Raw genomic sequence first — 16898 nt, 5'->3', positions numbered from 1 at the left:
ATGTGCCGGTGCACGGGTCACAGGAGTCTGAGAAGCAGCAGGTAACAGGTGGGCGGGGCTTCGGTCTGGGGCTCGCCCTGATCTCCGCGCTCGCGTTCGGCGGGTCCGGCGTCGCGGCCAAGCCGCTGATCGAGGCGGGGCTCGACTCCCTCTCCGTGGTGTGGCTGCGCGTCGCGGGCGCGGCTCTCGTCCTGCTCCCCGTCGCCTGGCGGCACCGCGGGCTCGTACGGCGCAGGCCCCTGCTGCTCCTCGGGTTCGGGCTGCTGGCCGTCGCCGGCGTGCAGGCCTGCTACTTCGCGGCGATCTCCCGCATCCCGGTCGGCGTGGCCCTGCTCGTCGAGTACCTGGCGCCCGCCCTGGTCCTCGGCTGGGTCCGCTTCGTCCAGCGCAAGCCCGTGACCCGCGCCGCCGCCCTCGGCGTGGTGCTGGCCGTCGGCGGACTCGCGTGCGTGGTCGAGGTGTGGTCCGGGCTGCGCTTCGACGCCCTCGGGCTGCTCCTCGCGCTCGGCGCGGCCTGTTGCCAGGTCGGCTACTTCGTCCTGTCCGACCAGGGCAGCGACGCGGGGGCCGCCGGTGGCGAGGTGCCCGATCCGTTCGGCGTCATCGCGTACGGGCTGCTGGTCGGCGCCGCCGTGCTCACCGTCGTCGCCCGTCCCTGGGGCATGGACTGGTCGGTGCTCGCGGACAGCGCGACCATGAACGGCACCGCCGTGCCCGCCTGGCTCCTGCTCTGCTGGATCGTGCTGCTCGCCACGGTCGTCGCCTACCTCACCGGTGTGGTCTCCGTCCGGCGGCTCTCGCCCCAGGTGGCCGGCGTCGTCGCCTGCCTGGAGGCGGTCGTCGCCACGGTCCTCGCCTGGGTGCTGCTCGGCGAACACCTGTCGGCGCCGCAGTTGCTGGGAGGTGCGGTTGTGCTGACCGGGGCGTTCATCGCACAGTCCGCCAAGCCGGAGGGGCCGGTGCCCGAACCGGCCGACGCACCGGAAACCGCGTTGTCCCGCTCGGGCGGGCCCGTCTAGGGTGTCGGTCATGCATGCACGCGCGCTCGTTCTGCCGCCCCCGGCCCTCTAGGGCCTGTCCGGCTGTTCAGGCCGGACCCGGGCCGGTGCGGTGAAATGACCGCCCGGCGAGACCGTCACCCTCCGGTGGCGGTCCGCCGGTGCTGTCCGACCACCGGACCGCCCGTGGGCGGGCGTCGATCCTCCGTGACCGGACGGATCCGCCTGCCGGGCCCCCGCGCGGGCGGCCGCCGCTTCTCCGTACAGCCTGCTCCGGGCAGCTCCCGGGCGGGGCCACGGCCGCCCGCCGAGGACGGTCCGTGTCCCCGGTCCCGCCCTGGCGGGACCCCTTCCGTGGAGATCCACGTGTCGCATGCTGTCCCGACCGGCTCAGCCGTGTCCGCTTCCGCCGCTTCCGCCACTTCCGCCCCCTCGTCCGCTCCACGCCCGGCGCCCCGGCCGCCGGTCTCCCGCGGGTTGCTGTATCTCGTCGTCGCCGGTGTCGCCTGGGGCACGGCGGGCGGCGCCGCCTCCCTCGTGTTCCGGCAGAGCGATCTCGGTTTCGCCGCCCTGTCGTTCTGGCGGTGCGCCGGCGGTCTCGCGCTGTTGACGGCCGCCCGGGTGGTGCGGGGCCGGTCCGCCGGCCGCCCCGCCGAACCGCGCGGCCGTATGCTCCTGCGCCACACCGTGCTCGGGCTCTGCCTGAGTCTGTTCCAGACGGCCTACTTCGCCGCCGTGGCGGCGACCGGCCTCGCCGTGGCCACGGTCGTGACGCTCGGCGCGGGCCCCGTGCTCATCGCGCTCGGGGCACGGCTGGCGCTGGGGGAGCGGCTCGGCCGCGGCGGCGTCGTCGCGGTCGCGGGCGCGCTCGGCGGGCTCGCGGTGCTCGTCCTGGGGGACGGGAGCACGACCGTCCGCCCGGCGGGCGTGGCCTGGGCGCTCGCCTCGGCCGCCGGGTACGCCGTGATGACACTGCTCACGCGGTGGTTCGGCCGCGGCGGCCGGGCCGGTGACCAACTCGGCACGACCGTCGGCACGTTCGCCGTCGCCACGCTCGTGCTGCTGCCGCTCGGCGCGGCCGACGGCCTGGTCCCGCACACGGCGCACCCCATGGCGGTCCTGGGCCTGCTGGCGTACACGGCGTCCGTGCCGACGGCGCTCGCCTACGCCCTGTACTTCGCGGGCGCGGCCGTGGTGCGCTCCGCCACGGTGTCCGTGATCATGCTGCTCGAACCGGTGGCCGCGGCCGTCATCGCCGTGACCCTGCTGGGGGAGCGGCTGACCGCGGCCACGACGGCGGGTACGGGGCTGTTGCTGGCGGCGGTCTGCGCGTTGGCGGTGGCGGAGGCGCGGACGGGGGGTTGAGCGGGGTCTTTGCCGATGGGTGGGCGGTTCGGTGAGGGCGGTGTTTCGGAGGCGCGGGGGAAGGGTGCACCGGCCGCCGGCTCGGCACGGTCGGTCGATCGGCCCGGATGGCTGACCGCCCGGGCTCATCGATCCGGCCGGCGGGCGCTCCGTACCCGGGCCGACTGATCCGGCCCGCCGTTACGCGCTCTGGCGGCGCCGTCGTTGTTCCGTGCGGGCGGCGGTGTCGCCCGGGCCGGACCGCTCGGCGAGGCCCGCGGCGATGCGGTCCTGGACTTCCCGCGGCTTGTGCCCGGCGTATTTGAACTTCGCCCGCACGTCCGTCACTTCGAGCCGCAGCACCCGGATGCCGGGCAGCATCCGGGCGAACGGCGCGCCCTCGGAGGCCACCGGCGCGGTGGTGCCGGCCGGCTGGAAGTGGCCGACCTGCCGGTCGAGCAGGACCGCCTTCTCCCGCGGGTCGTCCACGACGTGGGCCCGGCACCGGAGTTGGACGGCGGTGTACACGCTGGTCGGCGTCCCGTGCTCGGCCGGGGCGCCGGGCGGCGCCTGCCACGGACCGGGGACGAACGCGTACGCGTCGACGACGCTGAGCAGTACCTCGGGGTCCGCGTCGAGCGCGGGCCACACCGGGTTCGGCCGGGCGAGGTGGGCGAGGGCGCTGCCGAACTCCCCGCCGCCCGACGGGTCGTACGCGAAGTGCAGGGGCTGGACGAAGGGCGGCTCGCCCGGCAGCCCGTTCACCGCGAGCTGCCCGAAGTCGCGGGTGGCGAGCCACCGTTGCCACTCGGCCGTGGAACGGGCCGCGTCCCAGGGGTGGATAAGCATCACAGGTCCCGCAGGTACACGGGGACCTCGATGCCCTCGGCGAGGTCGTCGGCCGGCACGAGCGGACCGTACCCCTGGCGCAGGGGGACGAGGCCGGTCCAGTGCGGCAGGTCCAGGTCCTCGGGGTCGTCGTTCGGGCCGCCGGTGCGCAGCTTCGCCGAGACCTCGGCGAGGTCCAGGCTGAGCACGGCCGTCGCGGCGAGCTCCTTGGCGTCGGCCGGGCGCGAGTCGGCGGAGCGGCCCGGCACCACGTGGTCGACGAGCGCGTCCAGGGCGAGCCGCTTCTCGTCCGGGTCCCTGACCTGGTGCGCGGTGCCGTGGATCACCACGGAGCGGTAGTTGAGGGAGTGGTGGAAGGCGGAGCGGGCCAGTACCAGCGCGTCCACGTGCGTCACCGTCAGGCACACCGGAAGCCCCGGGTCCTGCTGCCCGGCCATCCGCAGCGGCCGCGAACCCGTGGACCCGTGCACGTAGAGGCGCTCGCCCACCCGGCCGTAGAGCGTGGGGAGCACGACCGGGCGGCCGTCGCGCACGAAGCCGAGGTGGCAGACGTAGGCCTCGTCGAGTATCGAGTGCACCAGCTCGCGGTCGTACGCGGCGCGCTCCTTGGAGCGGGTCGGTACCGTGCGCGCCGTGGGGGCGTAGGCGGTGGCTGACGGCTCGGGGGCGTCACTCATGTTGCGGACTCCATTGCACTAGTGCAAACTGTGGTTTGTGCTAGAAGAGTATCCGATCACTGGGCGGCGCGCGGCGGAGATTTCTGCCAGCGTCGAGCGCGCGGTGGCCGAAGGGGAGCTGGAGCCCGGACAACTGCTGCCGCCGATGCGGGAGTTGGCGCAGCGGCTGGAGGTGAATCCCAATACGGTCGCCGCCGCGTACCGCACCCTGCGCGAGCGCGGGGTGATCGAGACCGCGGGCCGCCGGGGCAGCCGCGTGCGCCCCAAGCCGGCCACCAGCGCGCGGGAGCGGATCAGGGTGGACGTGCCGCCGGGGGTGCGGGACGTGTCCGACGGCAACCCCGACACGGCGCTGCTGCCCTCGCTCGTGGAGGCCTTCGCCGCCGCGGCCGCCGCCGCGGACCGTGCGCCGGTGCTCTACGGCGACGATCCCCTGGACCCGGAGCTGGTGCGCCGGGCCCGGGCCGACCTGGCGCGTGACGGGGTGCCGGACGGGCCGGTGGCCGTCGCGTCCGGGTCGCTGGACGCGATCGAGCGGGTGCTCGTCGCGCACCTGCGGCCGGGGGACGCGGTCGCCGTCGAGGACCCCGGATGGGGCAGCATGCTGGACCTCGTGCCCGCCCTCGGTCTGCGGCTGGTGCCGGTCGGAGTGGACGACGACGGGCCGTTGCCGGACGACGTCGGGGCGGCGCTGCGCGAGGGGGCGCGGGCCCTGGTCGTGACGGGCCGGGCGCAGAACCCGACCGGCGCCGCCGTGAGCGCGGGGCGGGCGCGGGCGCTGCGGGCCCTGCTCGCGGGCCACCGGGACGTGCTGCTCATCGAGGACGACCACGGGCACGGCATCGTCGATCTGCCGCCGCATCCGCTGGCCGGGGTCACCCACCACTGGGCGTTCGTCCGCTCCGTCGCCAAGGCGTACGGCCCCGACCTGCGGCTCGCGGTCTTCACCGGAGACCCCGGCACGGTCGACCGGGTCCGCGGCCGCCAGCGGCTCGGCCCCGGCTGGGTCAGCCGCGTCGTCCAGCGGGCGGTCGCCGAGCTGTGGGCGAGCGGTGCCGTGGATGCGCGGACCGTCGCCGCCTCCTACGGCACGCGGCGCGACGCGCTCATCGCGGCCCTCGCCGAGCGGGGCGTCACCGCGCACGGGCGCAGCGGCATGAACGTGTGGATCCCGGTGCCCGACGAGACCGGCGCGGTGGCGCGGCTGCTCCACGCGGGCTGGGCGGTGGCGCCGGGCGCCCGGTTCCGGATGGGCGCCGGGCCGGGCGTGCGGATCACCGTGTCCCGGCTGGCCCCCGCGGAGATCGGGGTGGTGGCGGACGTGGTGGCGGCGGCGGTGGCGGCCACCGGGCCTGCGCCGGGGAGGTCCTACGCCTGACGCGAAGGAGCTGTCGGCCGGGCGGGAGGGACGACGCCGGACCCGGCGGGGTCATCGGCGTCAGGGCGGCTCCGGGTGGCTCGGGACTGGGTGAGGGCCGCGCCCGCCAGGACGATCACCGCGCCGACCGGGGTCGACCAGGTCAGGGACTCGCCGAGGACGGCGACGCCCGCCGCGGTGGCGATGACCGGGATGAAGTACGTGACCATCTGCGCGGTCGTCGGGCCGACCTCCGCGACCAGGCCGTACTGGATGAGGACCGCAAGGCCCGTGCCCAGGGCGCCCAGGGCGACGACGGACAGGAGCGGGACCACCGCGAAGTGGCGCGGCCAGGACGTGAACAGCGGGGTGACGACGGCCAGTTGGACGGTGGCCAGCAACAGCTGGGCGCCGGTCATGGACAGGTGCGAGTGACCGGTGTGCGCGAGGGTACGGCGCAGGTAGATCCAGCCGACCGGGTAGCTGAAGGAGGCGAGCAGAGCCAGCGCCGTGCCCGTCACGTCCAGGCCGTGGAAGCCCTGCCAGACGCCCAGGACCGTCAGCACCCCGAGGAAACCGAGGCCGAGGCCCGCGACCCGGCGCCGGGTCGGGCGGTCCTCCGAGAGGGCGACCAGGGACAGCGCCATGCCCCACAACGGTGACGTCGCGTTGCAGATGCCGGCCAGCGTGGAGGGGATCGTCTCCTCGGCGAAGGCGAACAGGGAGAAGGGCAGCGCGTTCAGGAGGAACGCCGCGACCGCGAGGTGGCCCCACGTACGGGCGCCGCGCGGCAGCCGCTCCCGCTTCACGGCCATCGCCACGGCCAGCACCACCGTGCCGAACAGCAGCCGCCCGAAGGTGACCTGGAAGGGGGCGTACCCGTCCGTGCCCACCTTGATGAGCAGGAAGCTGAAGCCCCAGATGAGGGAGAGCCCGCCGAAGCGCAGCCGCCAGTCGAGGGCGTGGCGCGGCCGGGCCGGGAGCGGGGCCGGCGTCGAGGTCGGGATCGGGCGCTGGGAGGCCGGTGCGGTGCGGGCCCCGGCAGGGGTGGCGGTGCTCATGACCGCAAGGATCGCGTGCGCCGTTCTCTTAGCACAAGCGAGATTCTGTGCTCGGTATCGCTTAGCATCGCTTACATGTTGAACCTGGAGCGGCTACGGGTGCTCGACGCGCTCGCCCGGCACGGCTCGGTGAGCGGCGCCGCCGACGCCCTGCACGTCACCACCTCGGCCGTGTCGCAGCAGATGGCCAAGCTGGAGCGCGAGGCCGGCCAGCAGCTGCTCGCCAAGCACGGGCGCGGCGTGCGGCTCACCGACGCCGGACGGCTGCTCGCCGACCACGGTGCGCGCATCCTGTCGCAGGTCGAGCTGGCCCAGTCCGACCTGGAGGCGCAGCGCGGCCAGGTCGTGGGGGAGCTGCGCCTGTCCGCGTTCCCCACCGCCGCGCGCGGCCTCTTCCCCGCCGCGCTGGCCGCCCTGCGCGCCGGCCACCCGCAACTGCGCGTACGCTCCCAGGAGCTGGAGCCCGAGGCGGGCATCGCCGGGGTGATCCGCGGCGACCTCGACATGGCGGTCGTGCTCGACTGGCACAACAAGCCGATGCCGCTGCCCGGCGGGCTCGCCAAGGCGAGCATCCTCGACGACCCGGCGGACATCGCGATGCCCGCGGGGCATCCGCTCGCGGACCGCGCCGAGGTCCGCCTGGAGGACTTCGCCGACGACGAGTGGATCACCTGGGGCGACGGCGAGTTCTGCCACGAGTGGCTGCTGTTCACGCTGCGCGCCCAGGGCGTCGAACCACGGGTCGGCCACCGTGCCGCCGAGACCCACACCCAACTCGCCCTGGTCGCCGCCGGACTGGGCGTGTGCGTGGCGCCGCTGCTCGGCCGCGACCCGGTGCCCCGAGGCGTCGTGACGGTGCCGGTCCGTCAGCAGGTGCGGCGCCATGTCTACGTCGTCTGGCGCGCGGACGCCGACCGGCGCCCCTCGATCCGGGCGGCCGTGGAGGCGCTGCGGAAGGCGGGCGCCGACCTCGGCCGCGCGGCCGGCCAGGACTGACGCGCGCCCCGACGACGGCGCCCGCAAGGAGCCGTCCCGGCGCGCGGAGCCTACAGATCCGCCAGCTTGCGGAAGTCCCAGGACGCGATCTTGTCGGGGGTCAGCCGGGCCCAGGCGTGCCGGCCGTCGTGGACCATCTCGGCCATGCCGAAATTCTTCCGCGCGAACTCCCGCTCCACCGCGTCGAGTTCGGGACACTCCTCGCCCGTGCGCGGGGACTCGCCGACGAACGCCACGCGCCCGGACAGCTCCACCCCGCGCAACTCGCCGTACGCCTCACCCGCGTCGACGACCACCGCCACCCGCCCGTCGGCCCGCAGATCGGCCCAGCGCCGGCTGCGCGCCAGGGAGTACAGCCACAGCGACGTGCCGTCCCAGACGAACCAGAGCGGGCTGACGTGCGGCGTGCCGTCCGCCGACACCGTGGCCACCCGGCACGTGCGCTGCCCGGCCAGGAAAGTGTCCCGCTCCCGCGGGGTCATCATGATCCTGCGGCCCCGGCGCTGGGTGTCGGTCATGGGCGCCCCTGTTCGTCGTCCAACGGTGACGGTTCGTCAGGAAGGCAGCATGCGGCCTCTTCCGTGTCCGCGCAACGGTGGCTAGTCTCCAGCACCCACCACAGGGCCGACGAGCCGGCCAGCGTACAGGGGGAGCCATGGCGACGCGCGAGAACCTGGCGGAACTGCTCGATCCGGCGAGCACCGTGCTGCTGACCGTCGAGTGCCAGCGGGGCGTCGTCGGCACCGACAGCGCCCTGCCCGAACTGGCCGCGCAGGCACGCAAGTCCGGGGCGCTGATCCAGGTGGCGCGGCTCGTGGCCGCCGCCCACGACACCGGGGTCCAGGTGCTGCACGCCGTCGCCGAGCGCCGCCCCGACGGCCGCGGCGCCAACCGCAACGGCCGGCTCTTCCGTGCCGCCGAACGCCTCCCCGTCCAGCAGCTCTCGGGGTCCACGGCCGTCCGGATCGCCCCGCCGATCGAGGTCGCGGACGAGGACCTCGTCGTGCGCCGCCTGCACGGCCTGTCACCGATCGCCGGCACCGACGTCGACCCCCTCCTGCGCAACCTCGGCTGCCGCACCCTCGTCGTCACCGGCGTCTCCGCCAACGTAGCCATACCGAACGCCGTGTTCGACGCCGTGAACCTCGGCTACACCGTCGTCGTCCCCAAGGACGCGATCGCGGGGGTGCCCGCGGACTACATCCCCGCGATGATCCGGCACACGCTCGCGCTCGTCGCCACCGTCACGACGACGCCCGACGTGCTGGCCGCGTGGAAGCGCCCTAGGCGAGGCTGATCGAGTCGCCGCTGACCGTGATCTTCTTCTCCGGCAGCGGCCGGGTGGCCGGGGGGTTCGTGACGCTGCCGTCCTCGATCGAGAACCTGCTGCCGTGACACGGGCAGTCGATGGTGCCCTCCGCCACCTCGGTCACCGCGCATCCCGCGTGCGTGCAGGTGGTGGTGAAGCACTTGAACTCGCCTTTCTTCGGCTGCGTCACCACGACACCCGCGTCGGCGAAGACCTTGCCGCCGCCCTCCGGGATGTCGGAGGTCCTGGCCAGCTCGGAGCGGCCGGCCCTGGCGGACGCGGCCTTGCCCGCGGGTTCGGCGCCGCCGCCCTTCTCGTCGCCGCACGCGCTCAGCGCCGCCGCGAGCCCCGCGGCGCCGACCGCCGCGACGACGGTCCGGCGGGCGGGGGCCGCGCCGGGGGAGACGGATTCCTGTGCTGCGGTCATGCTCTGGTTTCCTTTCGGTGGGCGGACCTGGATCCCGTGGGGGTGCTTTCCCGTACGTGCGGTGATCCCGGAGCGTTCAACGCGGTGCCGATCTCCTAACCTGGGCGCATGCTCACCGATGTCACGGCGACCCGCTATGTCACCCCGATGAGGGAGGGCGGCTCGCTGCCCGGCCTGGTCGAGGCCTCCGATCTGACCTCCTACGTCATGAAGTTCACGGGCGCGGGACAGGGCCGCAAGACACTGGTCGCCGAGGTGATCTGCGGGCAGCTGGCGCGCCGGCTCGGCCTGCGGGTGCCGGAGCTGGTCACACTCGGCCTCGACCCGGTGATCGGCCTCGGTGAGCCGGACCCGCAGGTGCAGGAGCTGCTCAAAGCGAGCGGCGGCACCAACCTCGGGATGCGGTTCTTGCCGCGCGCGCTCGGCTTCGACCCGCTCGCGTACACCGTGGACGCCGAGGAGGCGGGGCGCGTCGTCTGGTTCGACGCGCTCGTCAACAACGTCGACCGGTCCTGGCGCAACCCCAACCTGCTGGTCCACGGCGGCGACCTGTGGCTCATCGACCACGGCGCCACCATGATCTGGCACCACAACTGGCGCACCGCGGCCGCCTGGACGGACCGGCCCTACGACGCCACCGACCACGCGCTCGCGCCGTTCGCACCCGATGTCGCCGCGGCCGCCGCCGCGCTCGCGCCGCTGGTCACCGGGGACCTCCTCGCGGAGGCGGCCGCCGACGTGCCCGACGTCTGGCTCGCGGACGAGCCGGGGTTCGAGAGCCCCGACGCGGTGCGCCGCGCGTACGTCGAGCTGCTGGCGGAGCGCGCCGCGACCATTCACGACCGCGTCGAGCTGCCCGCGGGCGGCCCGGCCGGGCCCGCGGGGACGACCGGCTGGGTGACGCGAGGAGAGGCACGATGAACGAGCGCGACGTCTTCGAGTACGCCCTGCTGCGGGTGGTGCCGCGCGTCGAACGCGGGGAGCGGATGAACGCAGGCGTCGTCCTGTACTGCCGCGCCCGGTCCTACGTCACCGCGCTCACCCATCTCGACGAGGCCCGCCTGCTCGCCCTCGACCCGGCGGCCGACGTGGTCGGCGTCCGCGCGCTCCTGGACGCCGTCGAGCGGCACTGCCGGGGCGGCGAGAGCGCCGGTCAGGCGGCGGCCGACGACGCGGGACGCCGCTACCGGTGGCTGATCGCGCCGCGCTCGACCGTGGTGCGGCCGGGGCCCGTGCACACCGGCCTGACGGCGGATCCGGCGGCCGAGGCGGAGCGCCTGCTCGACCTGCTGGTGCGCTGAACGGCGGACCGAGTGATCAGGGGCACCCGGCGGGTACGTTGACACCGCGTGCCAGGGCTTCTAGCGTCACCCGCACAGGGTACTAAGCGGTCGCTCACCTGTTCCGGGCGAGGCGGCCGCCCTCTAGGGCGAGGAGACCGAGAGCATGTCCACCACTGAGCAGCGCGTAGCGATCGTCACGGGAGCGGCGCGCGGCATCGGCGCCGCCACCGCCGTCCGGCTGGCCGAAGAGGGCCGCGCCGTGGCCGTGATCGACCTCGACGAGGCCGCCTGCAAGGACACCGTCGAGAAGATCACCGCCGCCGGTGGCAAGGCGCTCGCCGTCGGCTGCGACGTCTCCGACGAGGCGCAGGTCGAGGCCGCCGTCGCCCGCATCGCGGACGAGGTCGGCGCCCCCACCATCCTCGTGAACAACGCGGGCGTCCTGCGCGACAACCTCCTGTTCAAGATGAGCGCCTCCGACTGGGACACGGTCATGAACGTGCACCTGCGCGGCGCGTTCCTGATGTCCAAGGCCGTCCAGAAGCACATGGTGGACGCCACGTTCGGCCGCATCGTGAACCTCTCCTCCTCGTCGGCGCTCGGCAACCGCGGCCAAGTCAACTACGCCGCCGCCAAGGCCGGTCTGCAGGGCTTCACCAAGACCCTCGCCAAGGAACTCGGCAAGTTCGGCGTCACCGCCAACTCCGTCGCCCCCGGCTTCATCGTCACCGAGATGACCAAGGCCACCGCCGACCGCGTCGGCATGGGCTTCGAGGAGTTCCAGGCCGCCGCCGCCACCCAGATCCCGGTACAGCGCGTGGGCCGCCCCGAGGACATCGCCAACGCCATCGCCTTCTTCACCGGCGACGCGGCCGGCTTCGTCTCAGGCCAGGTCATGTACGTCGCCGGCGGACCGCTCAACTAGGCCCGGAGGCAACCGACATGACGACTTCCCCACTCCCGCCCCTGTCCGGCGACGTCGCGCTCGTCAGCGGCGCGAGCCGCGGTATCGGCTACGGCATCGCCGAGGCCTTCGTCGCGCGCGGCGACCGCGTCTGCATCACCGGCCGCGGCGAGGACGCGCTCAAGGAGGCCGTGGAGCGCCTCGGCTCCGAGCGTGTCATCTACGTGGCGGGCAAGGCCCACGACGAGGCGCACCAGGCCGCCGCCGTCGAACGCACCATGGAGGCGTTCGGCCGCGTCGACTTCCTCGTCAACAACGCCGGTACGAACCCGGTGTTCGGCCCGATGGCCGAGCTCGACCTGAACGTGGCCCGCAAGGTCTTCGAGACCAACGTGGTCTCCGCGCTCGGGTTCGCGCAGCAGACGTGGAAGGCGTGGCAGAGCGAGCACGGCGGGGCGATCGTCAACATCGCCTCCGTGGCCGGCGTCTCGGCCTCGCCCTTCATCGGCGCGTACGGCATGAGCAAGGCCGCCATGGTCAACCTCACGCTCCAGCTGGCCCACGAGTTCGCCCCGAAGGTGCGGGTCAACTCCATCGCGCCGGCCGTCGTGAAGACCAAGTTCGCGCAGTCCCTGTACGAGGGCCGGGAGGCCGAGGCCGCGGCCGGTTACCCGCTGGGCCGGCTCGGGGTGCCCGAGGACATCGGCGGCGCCGCCGCCTTCCTCACCTCGCACCAGGCCGACTGGATCACCGGGCAGACGCTCGTCGTGGACGGCGGCATCTTCCTCAACGCGGGCGTCGCCTGACGCGACAGAGCCGAAGACGCGCGAGCGCCGGCCGACGACGCGGCCATCGGCCGCCGAGGCCGGCATACGGCCCGCGCCGCTGAAGTGCCCCGCCGGGACAGGTAGTTGACCCGGCGGGGCACTGCGGTATGGTCTGCCGACCTTTGGCATGGCCGATCGAGGAGCGTGCGCGTGTTCAGACGGTTGCTTGCCCCGCGGACTCTGGTGGTGACCGCGGCGGCCGCCCTGGTCGCCGGGTGCGGTCTGCTGGACTCCGGCTCCGCCGAGGACGAGAAGCCGATCGTGGTGGGCACCACCAGCGCCCCGAGCACCCTCGATCCCGCAGCCTCCTGGGACGGCTCCTGGGAGCTGTTCCGCAACGTCTACCAGACCCTCGTCGCCTTCCCCTCCGGCGCCGCGGAACCGGAGGCCGACGCCGCCGCGTGCTCCTTCAGCGACTCCCGCAACCGCGTCTACCACTGCGAACTCCGCGAGGATCTGCGGTTCTCGGACGGCGACCGGCTCGACGCGGCCGCCGTGAAGTACTCCATCGACCGGATCCGCCGGATCGGCGTCAAGGGCGGGCCGGCCGGCCTGCTCGGGAGCCTCGACCGGGTCGAGACGCGGGGCGAGCGCGACGTGACGTTCCATCTGCGCAAGCCGGACGCGACGTTCCCGTTCGTGCTCGCCACCCCGGCGATGTCGCTCGTCGACCCCAAGGAGTACCCGGCCGGGAAGCTGCGGACGGACGGCCGGGTCACCGGCTCCGGCCCGTACGCGCTGGCCGCCTACACGGACGACAAGGAGGCGCGGCTCGTCCGCAACTCCCACTACGAGGGCTTCGCGGACCGCAAGAACGGTGCCGTGACGATCCGCTACTTCCAGCGGTCCGCGCAGATGGTCGCCGCCCTCAAGGCGAAGGAGATCGACGCCACCTTCCGCGGGCTGGCCGCCGAGGACGTCGTCGACCTCCAGGGCAAGCGGGACGCCGAGGGGCTGCAGCTCGTCGAGGGCGCGGGCACCGAGATCAGCTACCTCGTCTTCAACCCGGAGGACCCGTGGGCGGGCAAGCGCGCCGTGCGCCGGGCCGTCGCGCAGGTCGTCGACCGCGGAGCCCTCGCGCACGAGGTATACAAGGACACCGTCGAACCGCTGTACTCCATGGTCCCGCGGGGCCTGGCCGGCCACACCACCGACTTCTTCGACGACTTCGGCGACCCCAGCCCCGCCAAGGCGGCCGCGATCCTCGCCGCGGCGCACATCACCGCTCCGGTGCCGCTCACCCTCTGGTACACCACCGACCGCTACGGCTCGGCGACCCAGCCGGAGTTCGAAGCGCTCAAGGAGCAGCTGGAGGCCTCGAAGCTGTTCACCGTGACACTCAAGAGCCGGCCCTGGAAGACGTACGAGGCCGGGTACCGCGCCGGTGAGTACCCGGTGTTCGGGCGCGGCTGGTTCCCCGACTTCCCGGACGCCGACAACTTCATCGCGCCCTTCGTGGGCCGGGAGAACGCCCTGAACACGCCCTACGAGTCGCCCGAGATCACCGAGGACCTGCTGCCGCAGGCGCGCGGCGAGAGCGACCGGGGCGCCGTGGTGCGGCAGTTCGAGCGGGCCCAGCAGATCATGGCCGACGACGCCCGGCTGCTGCCGCTGTGGCAGGGCAAGCAGTACATCGCCGCGAGCGAGGAGATATCCGGCGGCGAACGCGCCCTCGACCCGTCGACGATCATGATGATGTGGGAGCTCCAGCGCAAGACCAGCTGGTGAGAGCGGACTCGGGGCGCTCGTTGTCAGTGGGCGCGGGTAGGTTCGTGGATATCGAAAGCGGCCCGTGCGTGGCGACACGCACGCGGCCGGGCAGGTGCCCGTACCCCGGAGGTTGTTGACGTGACCGACACCGCGATGCTGCCCGAGTCCTGGCGCGGCGTCCTCGGCGAGGAACTGCAGAAGCCCTACTTCAAGGAGCTCACCGAGTTCGTCGAGGAGGAGCGGGCCAGGGGACCCGTCTACCCGCCGCGCGAGGAGGTCTTCGCCGCGCTCGACGCGACGCCGTACGACCAGGTGAAGGTGCTGGTCCTCGGCCAGGACCCCTACCACGGTGAGGGCCAGGGCCACGGCCTGTGCTTCTCGGTGCGGCCGGGCGTGCGCACGCCCCCGTCGCTGCGGAACATCTACAAGGAGATGCAGGCCGAGCTGGGCACCCCGATCCCGGACAACGGCTACCTGATGCCGTGGGCCGAGCAGGGCGTGCTGCTGCTGAACGCGGTGCTGACGGTCCGGGCCGGCGAGGCCAACTCGCACAAAGGCAAGGGCTGGGAGAAGTTCACCGACGCCGTGATCCGGGCCGTCGCCGACCGCCCCGACCCGGCCGTCTTCGTCCTGTGGGGCAACTACGCGCAGAAGAAGCTCCCGCTCATCGACACCGAGCGGCACATCGTCGTGAAGGGCGCCCACCCCTCGCCGCTGTCGGCGCGCAAGTTCTTCGGCTCGCAGCCCTTCTCCCAGATCGACGCGGCGGTGGCGGCGCAGGGCCACGAGCCGATCGACTGGCGCATCCCCGATCTGGGCTGAGCCGCGCCTGCCCCCGATGGCCGGTGGCGGCCGTTAGCGTCGGACACCGCGACCGGCGCGCGACCGGTCAAGGACTTGGAGGAGCAGGTGGCAGACGAGCGCGAGCAGGCGGCGGACGACGCCATGATGACCCGCATCGGGCAGGTGGTCATGCTGGCGCACGCCGGGGACCGCGAGGAGGCGCGGGACCGCTTCCTCGGCCTGTGGTCGGAGATCGGTGAGGACGGGGACCCGTTGCACCGCTGCACCCTCGCGCACTACATGGCCGACACCCAGGACGACCCGGCCGACGAGCTGGCCTGGGACCTGCGGGCGCTGTCCGCCGCCGACGGGCTCACCGGCGAGCGGCTCGCGGCGCACGAGGGGTCCCTCGCGCTGCGGGCCCTGTACCCGTCCCTCCACCTCAACCTGGCGGCGGACTACGTGAAGCTGGGCCGCCCCGGCGCGGCCCGCGGCCAGCTGGACCGGGCCTGGGCGGTGGTCGACGCGCTCGGCGACGACGGGTACGGCGACGGGGTGCGCGCCGCACTGCGCCGGCTCGCCCAGCGGGTGGCGGCGCTGCCGGACGGCGCGGACGACGAGACCGGCCCGGCCGGGGAGGCCGGACGCGGCCCCGGTCGCCCCGGCGGCGATCCACTGGGACCGCCGCGCAGCGGGAGCTGAGCGGGCACGGCCAGTGGCACGGGCCCCCGGCCGAGTGTCAACCGCCGTAGGCGCCGCGGCAGATGACGGACTGCGGGCTGTCCGGGTCCCAGCCGCCGTACTTGCGGCCGAGCGCACAGACGTCGGCCGTGACCGGGGGAGCCTTCGGGGTGGCCGCGGGCGCGGGCGCGCGCCGGGGCGCGGGTGCCTGCGCCTTCGGACGCGGGGCCGCGCGCCGCGCCGGTGCCGCCGGACGCGGCGGAGGGGCCGGGGCCGCGGTGCGCGGGGCGGCGGGGGCGGGCCGTGGCGACGCGCCCGTGCGTTTCAGGGCCTCCCGCGCCGGGGCCTGGACCACCGGCCGGCCGGGGTGGCCCTCGGCGCGGGGTACCGGAGCCGTGACGGACGGACCGGACGGCGCCGGGGCGGCCGGCGCGCGGACGCTCACGCATCCGGACGCGGCGGTGGCGGTGACGGCGGCGGCCGCCGTCCACAGGAGCGCGGCTGAGCTGGGCTTTCGGAGCACCCGCGCCACTCTGCTGGATCGGCCGGGGGCAGGGGAACCCGAGCGGCCGAGGTTGGCCCGCACGGGTGACGGGGCGTGCCGGGGTGGACCCGGGCGCCGAGCCCGCCGTGCGGGGCGTGCGCGGGCCGGTGGCGCCGCGGCCGGCCCCGTATGCTGCCCGGACGCGACGGGGCAGGGCTACAGAGGAGTACACGGACGTGAAGGTCGGCTGCATCGGACTCGGGGACATCGCGCAGAAGGCCTATCTGCCCGTGCTCACCACGCTGGCCGGGGTGGAACTGCATCTGCAGACCCGGACCCCGGCGACCCTCGCGCACGTCGGCGAGCAGTTCCACCTCCCGCCCGACCGGCGCCACGCCGACCTGGACGCGCTGCTGGCGCAGGGGCTCGACGCGGCGTTCGTGCACGCGCCGACCGCCGTGCACCCCGAGATCGTGACGAGGCTCCTGGAAGCGGGCGTCCCCACGTACGTCGACAAGCCCCTCGCCTACGAACTCGCCGACTCCGAAAGGCTGGTGCGCCGGGCCGAGGAGGACGGCGTCAGCCTGGCCGTCGGCTTCAACCGGCGCCACGCCCCCGGGTACGCGCAGTGCCGGGAGCACCCGCGCGAGCTGATCCTGCTGCAGAAGAACCGGGTCGGACTCCCCGAGGAGCCGCGCTCGATGATCCTGGACGATTTCATCCACGTCGTCGACACGCTGCGCTTCCTCGTGCCCGGCCCGGTCGACGACATCACCGTGCGCGCCCGCGTCGAGGACGGCCTGCTGCACCACGTCGTGCTCCAGCTCGCGGGGGACGGCTTCACCGCGCTCGGCGTGATGAACCGGCTCAGCGGCTCCACCGAAGAGATCCTCGAAGTGTCCGGCCAGGACACGAAGAGGCAGGTCGTCAACCTCGCCGATGTCATCGACCACAAGGGCCAGCCGACCGTGCGCCGCCGCGGCGACTGGGTGCCCGTCGCCCGCCAGCGCGGTATCGAGCAGGTCGTGCTCGCCTTCCTCGACGCCGTGCGCGCGGGTCGCGTGGTCAGCGCCCGCGACGCGCTCGCCACGCACGAACTGTGCGAGCGGGTCGCAGCGGCTGGATGCAGACATTACGACAGCCAGACGTACGCGACCACGCACACCAGGTTCTGCTCGGTTGGGCCCGATCCGCACACGAGGGTCGGC

Annotated in this window: 19 protein-coding genes; 13 read left to right on the top strand and 6 right to left on the bottom strand. The window is 74.0% G+C overall.

Annotated features, from left to right (window positions below):
- The first annotated feature begins 2 nt into the window (after window positions 1-2).
- Together ABZY33_RS30590 and ABZY33_RS30585 are read left to right on the top strand one after the other, a co-directional pair.
- Complete coding sequence (locus tag ABZY33_RS30590) at window positions 3-1019, top strand: EamA family transporter (protein ID WP_356494952.1); 1017 nt, start codon at window positions 3-5, stop codon at window positions 1017-1019.
- A 456-nt stretch (window positions 1020-1475) separates the two neighbouring features.
- Complete coding sequence (locus ABZY33_RS30585; RefSeq protein ID WP_356494951.1) at window positions 1476-2363, top strand: DMT family transporter; 888 nt, start codon at window positions 1476-1478, stop codon at window positions 2361-2363.
- Between the two features lie 180 nt (window positions 2364-2543).
- On the opposite strand, the gene ABZY33_RS30580 is transcribed toward ABZY33_RS30585, so the two are convergent.
- Both ABZY33_RS30580 and ABZY33_RS30575 read right to left on the bottom strand, forming a co-directional pair.
- Window positions 2544-3191 (bottom strand): FMN-binding negative transcriptional regulator, encoded by a 648-nt coding sequence (locus tag ABZY33_RS30580; protein WP_356494950.1) that lies wholly within the window; start codon window positions 3189-3191, stop codon window positions 2544-2546.
- On the bottom strand, window positions 3191-3868 hold the full coding sequence (locus ABZY33_RS30575; RefSeq protein ID WP_356494949.1) for a pyridoxamine 5'-phosphate oxidase family protein: 678 nt from the start codon (window positions 3866-3868) through the stop codon (window positions 3191-3193). The genes ABZY33_RS30580 and ABZY33_RS30575 overlap by 1 nt, the downstream gene beginning before the upstream one ends.
- Before the next feature lie 37 nt (window positions 3869-3905).
- On the opposite strand from ABZY33_RS30575, the gene ABZY33_RS30570 reads away from it, so the two are divergent.
- Window positions 3906-5246 carry an aminotransferase class I/II-fold pyridoxal phosphate-dependent enzyme gene (locus tag ABZY33_RS30570; RefSeq protein WP_356494948.1) on the top strand — a complete coding sequence of 447 codons (1341 nt, stop codon included), beginning with the start codon at window positions 3906-3908 and terminating at the stop codon, window positions 5244-5246.
- Here ABZY33_RS30570 and ABZY33_RS30565 read toward each other — a convergent pair.
- On the bottom strand, window positions 5237-6286 hold the full coding sequence (locus ABZY33_RS30565) for a DMT family transporter (protein WP_356494947.1): 1050 nt from the start codon (window positions 6284-6286) through the stop codon (window positions 5237-5239). The genes ABZY33_RS30570 and ABZY33_RS30565 overlap by 10 nt on opposite strands.
- A 75-nt stretch (window positions 6287-6361) precedes the next feature.
- On the opposite strand from ABZY33_RS30565, the gene ABZY33_RS30560 reads away from it, so the two are divergent.
- A complete protein-coding gene (locus tag ABZY33_RS30560; RefSeq protein WP_356494946.1) occupies window positions 6362-7282 on the top strand; it encodes a LysR family transcriptional regulator in 921 nt (306 codons plus the stop codon).
- Between the two features lie 50 nt (window positions 7283-7332).
- Here ABZY33_RS30560 and ABZY33_RS30555 read toward each other — a convergent pair whose 3' ends face one another.
- Window positions 7333-7800 carry a pyridoxamine 5'-phosphate oxidase family protein gene (locus tag ABZY33_RS30555; protein WP_356494945.1) on the bottom strand — a complete coding sequence of 156 codons (468 nt, stop codon included), beginning with the start codon at window positions 7798-7800 and terminating at the stop codon, window positions 7333-7335.
- 137 nt (window positions 7801-7937) lie between these two features.
- On the opposite strand from ABZY33_RS30555, the gene ABZY33_RS30550 reads away from it, so the two are divergent.
- Entirely contained in the window at window positions 7938-8579 is a 642-nt protein-coding gene (locus tag ABZY33_RS30550) for a cysteine hydrolase (RefSeq protein ID WP_356494944.1), read from the top strand.
- Here ABZY33_RS30550 and ABZY33_RS30545 read toward each other — a convergent pair.
- A complete protein-coding gene (locus ABZY33_RS30545) occupies window positions 8566-9018 on the bottom strand; it encodes a Rieske (2Fe-2S) protein (RefSeq protein WP_356494943.1) in 453 nt (150 codons plus the stop codon). The two genes, ABZY33_RS30550 and ABZY33_RS30545, sit on opposite strands and share 14 nt — an antisense overlap.
- 108 nt (window positions 9019-9126) lie before the next feature.
- On the opposite strand from ABZY33_RS30545, the gene ABZY33_RS30540 reads away from it, so the two are divergent.
- From ABZY33_RS30540 to ABZY33_RS30510, 7 genes are all read left to right on the top strand, one after another.
- Window positions 9127-9939, top strand: coding sequence for a HipA family kinase (locus tag ABZY33_RS30540; RefSeq protein WP_356494942.1), 813 nt, complete (start codon window positions 9127-9129; stop codon window positions 9937-9939).
- Complete coding sequence (locus tag ABZY33_RS30535; protein ID WP_356494941.1) at window positions 9936-10319, top strand: DUF3037 domain-containing protein; 384 nt, start codon at window positions 9936-9938, stop codon at window positions 10317-10319. The genes ABZY33_RS30540 and ABZY33_RS30535 overlap by 4 nt, the downstream gene beginning before the upstream one ends.
- Window positions 10320-10464: 145 nt before the next feature.
- Complete coding sequence (gene fabG / locus ABZY33_RS30530; RefSeq protein ID WP_356494940.1) at window positions 10465-11226, top strand: 3-oxoacyl-ACP reductase FabG; 762 nt, start codon at window positions 10465-10467, stop codon at window positions 11224-11226.
- A gap of 17 nt (window positions 11227-11243) precedes the next feature.
- Window positions 11244-12011: an SDR family oxidoreductase gene (locus tag ABZY33_RS30525; protein ID WP_356494939.1), complete on the top strand. Its 768-nt coding sequence runs from the start codon at window positions 11244-11246 to the stop codon at window positions 12009-12011.
- A gap of 171 nt (window positions 12012-12182) precedes the next feature.
- On the top strand, window positions 12183-13760 hold the full coding sequence (locus tag ABZY33_RS30520; protein ID WP_356494938.1) for an ABC transporter substrate-binding protein: 1578 nt from the start codon (window positions 12183-12185) through the stop codon (window positions 13758-13760).
- A 120-nt stretch (window positions 13761-13880) separates the two neighbouring features.
- Window positions 13881-14564, top strand: coding sequence for a uracil-DNA glycosylase (gene ung / locus ABZY33_RS30515; RefSeq protein WP_356494937.1), 684 nt, complete (start codon window positions 13881-13883; stop codon window positions 14562-14564).
- 87 nt (window positions 14565-14651) lie between these two features.
- Window positions 14652-15227, top strand: a complete 576-nt coding sequence (locus tag ABZY33_RS30510; protein WP_356494936.1) for a hypothetical protein — start codon at window positions 14652-14654, stop codon at window positions 15225-15227.
- A 37-nt stretch (window positions 15228-15264) separates the two neighbouring features.
- Here the strand turns inward: ABZY33_RS30510 and ABZY33_RS30505 are convergent, their stop codons facing one another.
- Window positions 15265-15729 carry a hypothetical protein gene (locus tag ABZY33_RS30505; RefSeq protein ID WP_356494935.1) on the bottom strand — a complete coding sequence of 155 codons (465 nt, stop codon included), beginning with the start codon at window positions 15727-15729 and terminating at the stop codon, window positions 15265-15267.
- Window positions 15730-15926: 197 nt separating this feature from the next.
- Between ABZY33_RS30505 and ABZY33_RS30500 the strand changes: the two genes are divergently transcribed.
- A partial coding sequence (locus tag ABZY33_RS30500; RefSeq protein WP_356494934.1) for a Gfo/Idh/MocA family oxidoreductase occupies window positions 15927-16898 on the top strand: 972 nt, incomplete at its 3' end.

The organism is Streptomyces sp. NPDC006552 (genome assembly GCF_040611655.1).
Lineage (GTDB): Bacteria > Actinomycetota > Actinomycetes > Streptomycetales > Streptomycetaceae > Streptomyces.
This window is presented reverse-complemented; position numbering and strand designations above follow the sequence as displayed.

Bases quoted from the DNA above. Each gene is read 5' to 3' on its own strand.
- ABZY33_RS30580 (WP_356494950.1), bottom strand. From the start codon at position 3,191: ATGCTTATCCACCCCTGGGACGCGGCCCGTTCCACGGCCGAGTGGCAA.
- ABZY33_RS30575 (WP_356494949.1), bottom strand. From the start codon at position 3,868: ATGAGTGACGCCCCCGAGCCGTCAGCCACCGCCTACGCCCCCACGGCG.
- ABZY33_RS30565 (WP_356494947.1), bottom strand. From the start codon at position 6,286: ATGAGCACCGCCACCCCTGCCGGGGCCCGCACCGCACCGGCCTCCCAG.
- ABZY33_RS30560 (WP_356494946.1), top strand. From the start codon at position 6,362: ATGTTGAACCTGGAGCGGCTACGGGTGCTCGACGCGCTCGCCCGGCAC.
- ABZY33_RS30555 (WP_356494945.1), bottom strand. From the start codon at position 7,800: ATGACCGACACCCAGCGCCGGGGCCGCAGGATCATGATGACCCCGCGG.
- ABZY33_RS30550 (WP_356494944.1), top strand. From the start codon at position 7,938: ATGGCGACGCGCGAGAACCTGGCGGAACTGCTCGATCCGGCGAGCACC.
- ABZY33_RS30545 (WP_356494943.1), bottom strand. From the start codon at position 9,018: ATGACCGCAGCACAGGAATCCGTCTCCCCCGGCGCGGCCCCCGCCCGC.
- ABZY33_RS30540 (WP_356494942.1), top strand. From the start codon at position 9,127: ATGCTCACCGATGTCACGGCGACCCGCTATGTCACCCCGATGAGGGAG.
- ABZY33_RS30535 (WP_356494941.1), top strand. From the start codon at position 9,936: ATGAACGAGCGCGACGTCTTCGAGTACGCCCTGCTGCGGGTGGTGCCG.
- fabG (WP_356494940.1), top strand. From the start codon at position 10,465: ATGTCCACCACTGAGCAGCGCGTAGCGATCGTCACGGGAGCGGCGCGC.
- ABZY33_RS30525 (WP_356494939.1), top strand. From the start codon at position 11,244: ATGACGACTTCCCCACTCCCGCCCCTGTCCGGCGACGTCGCGCTCGTC.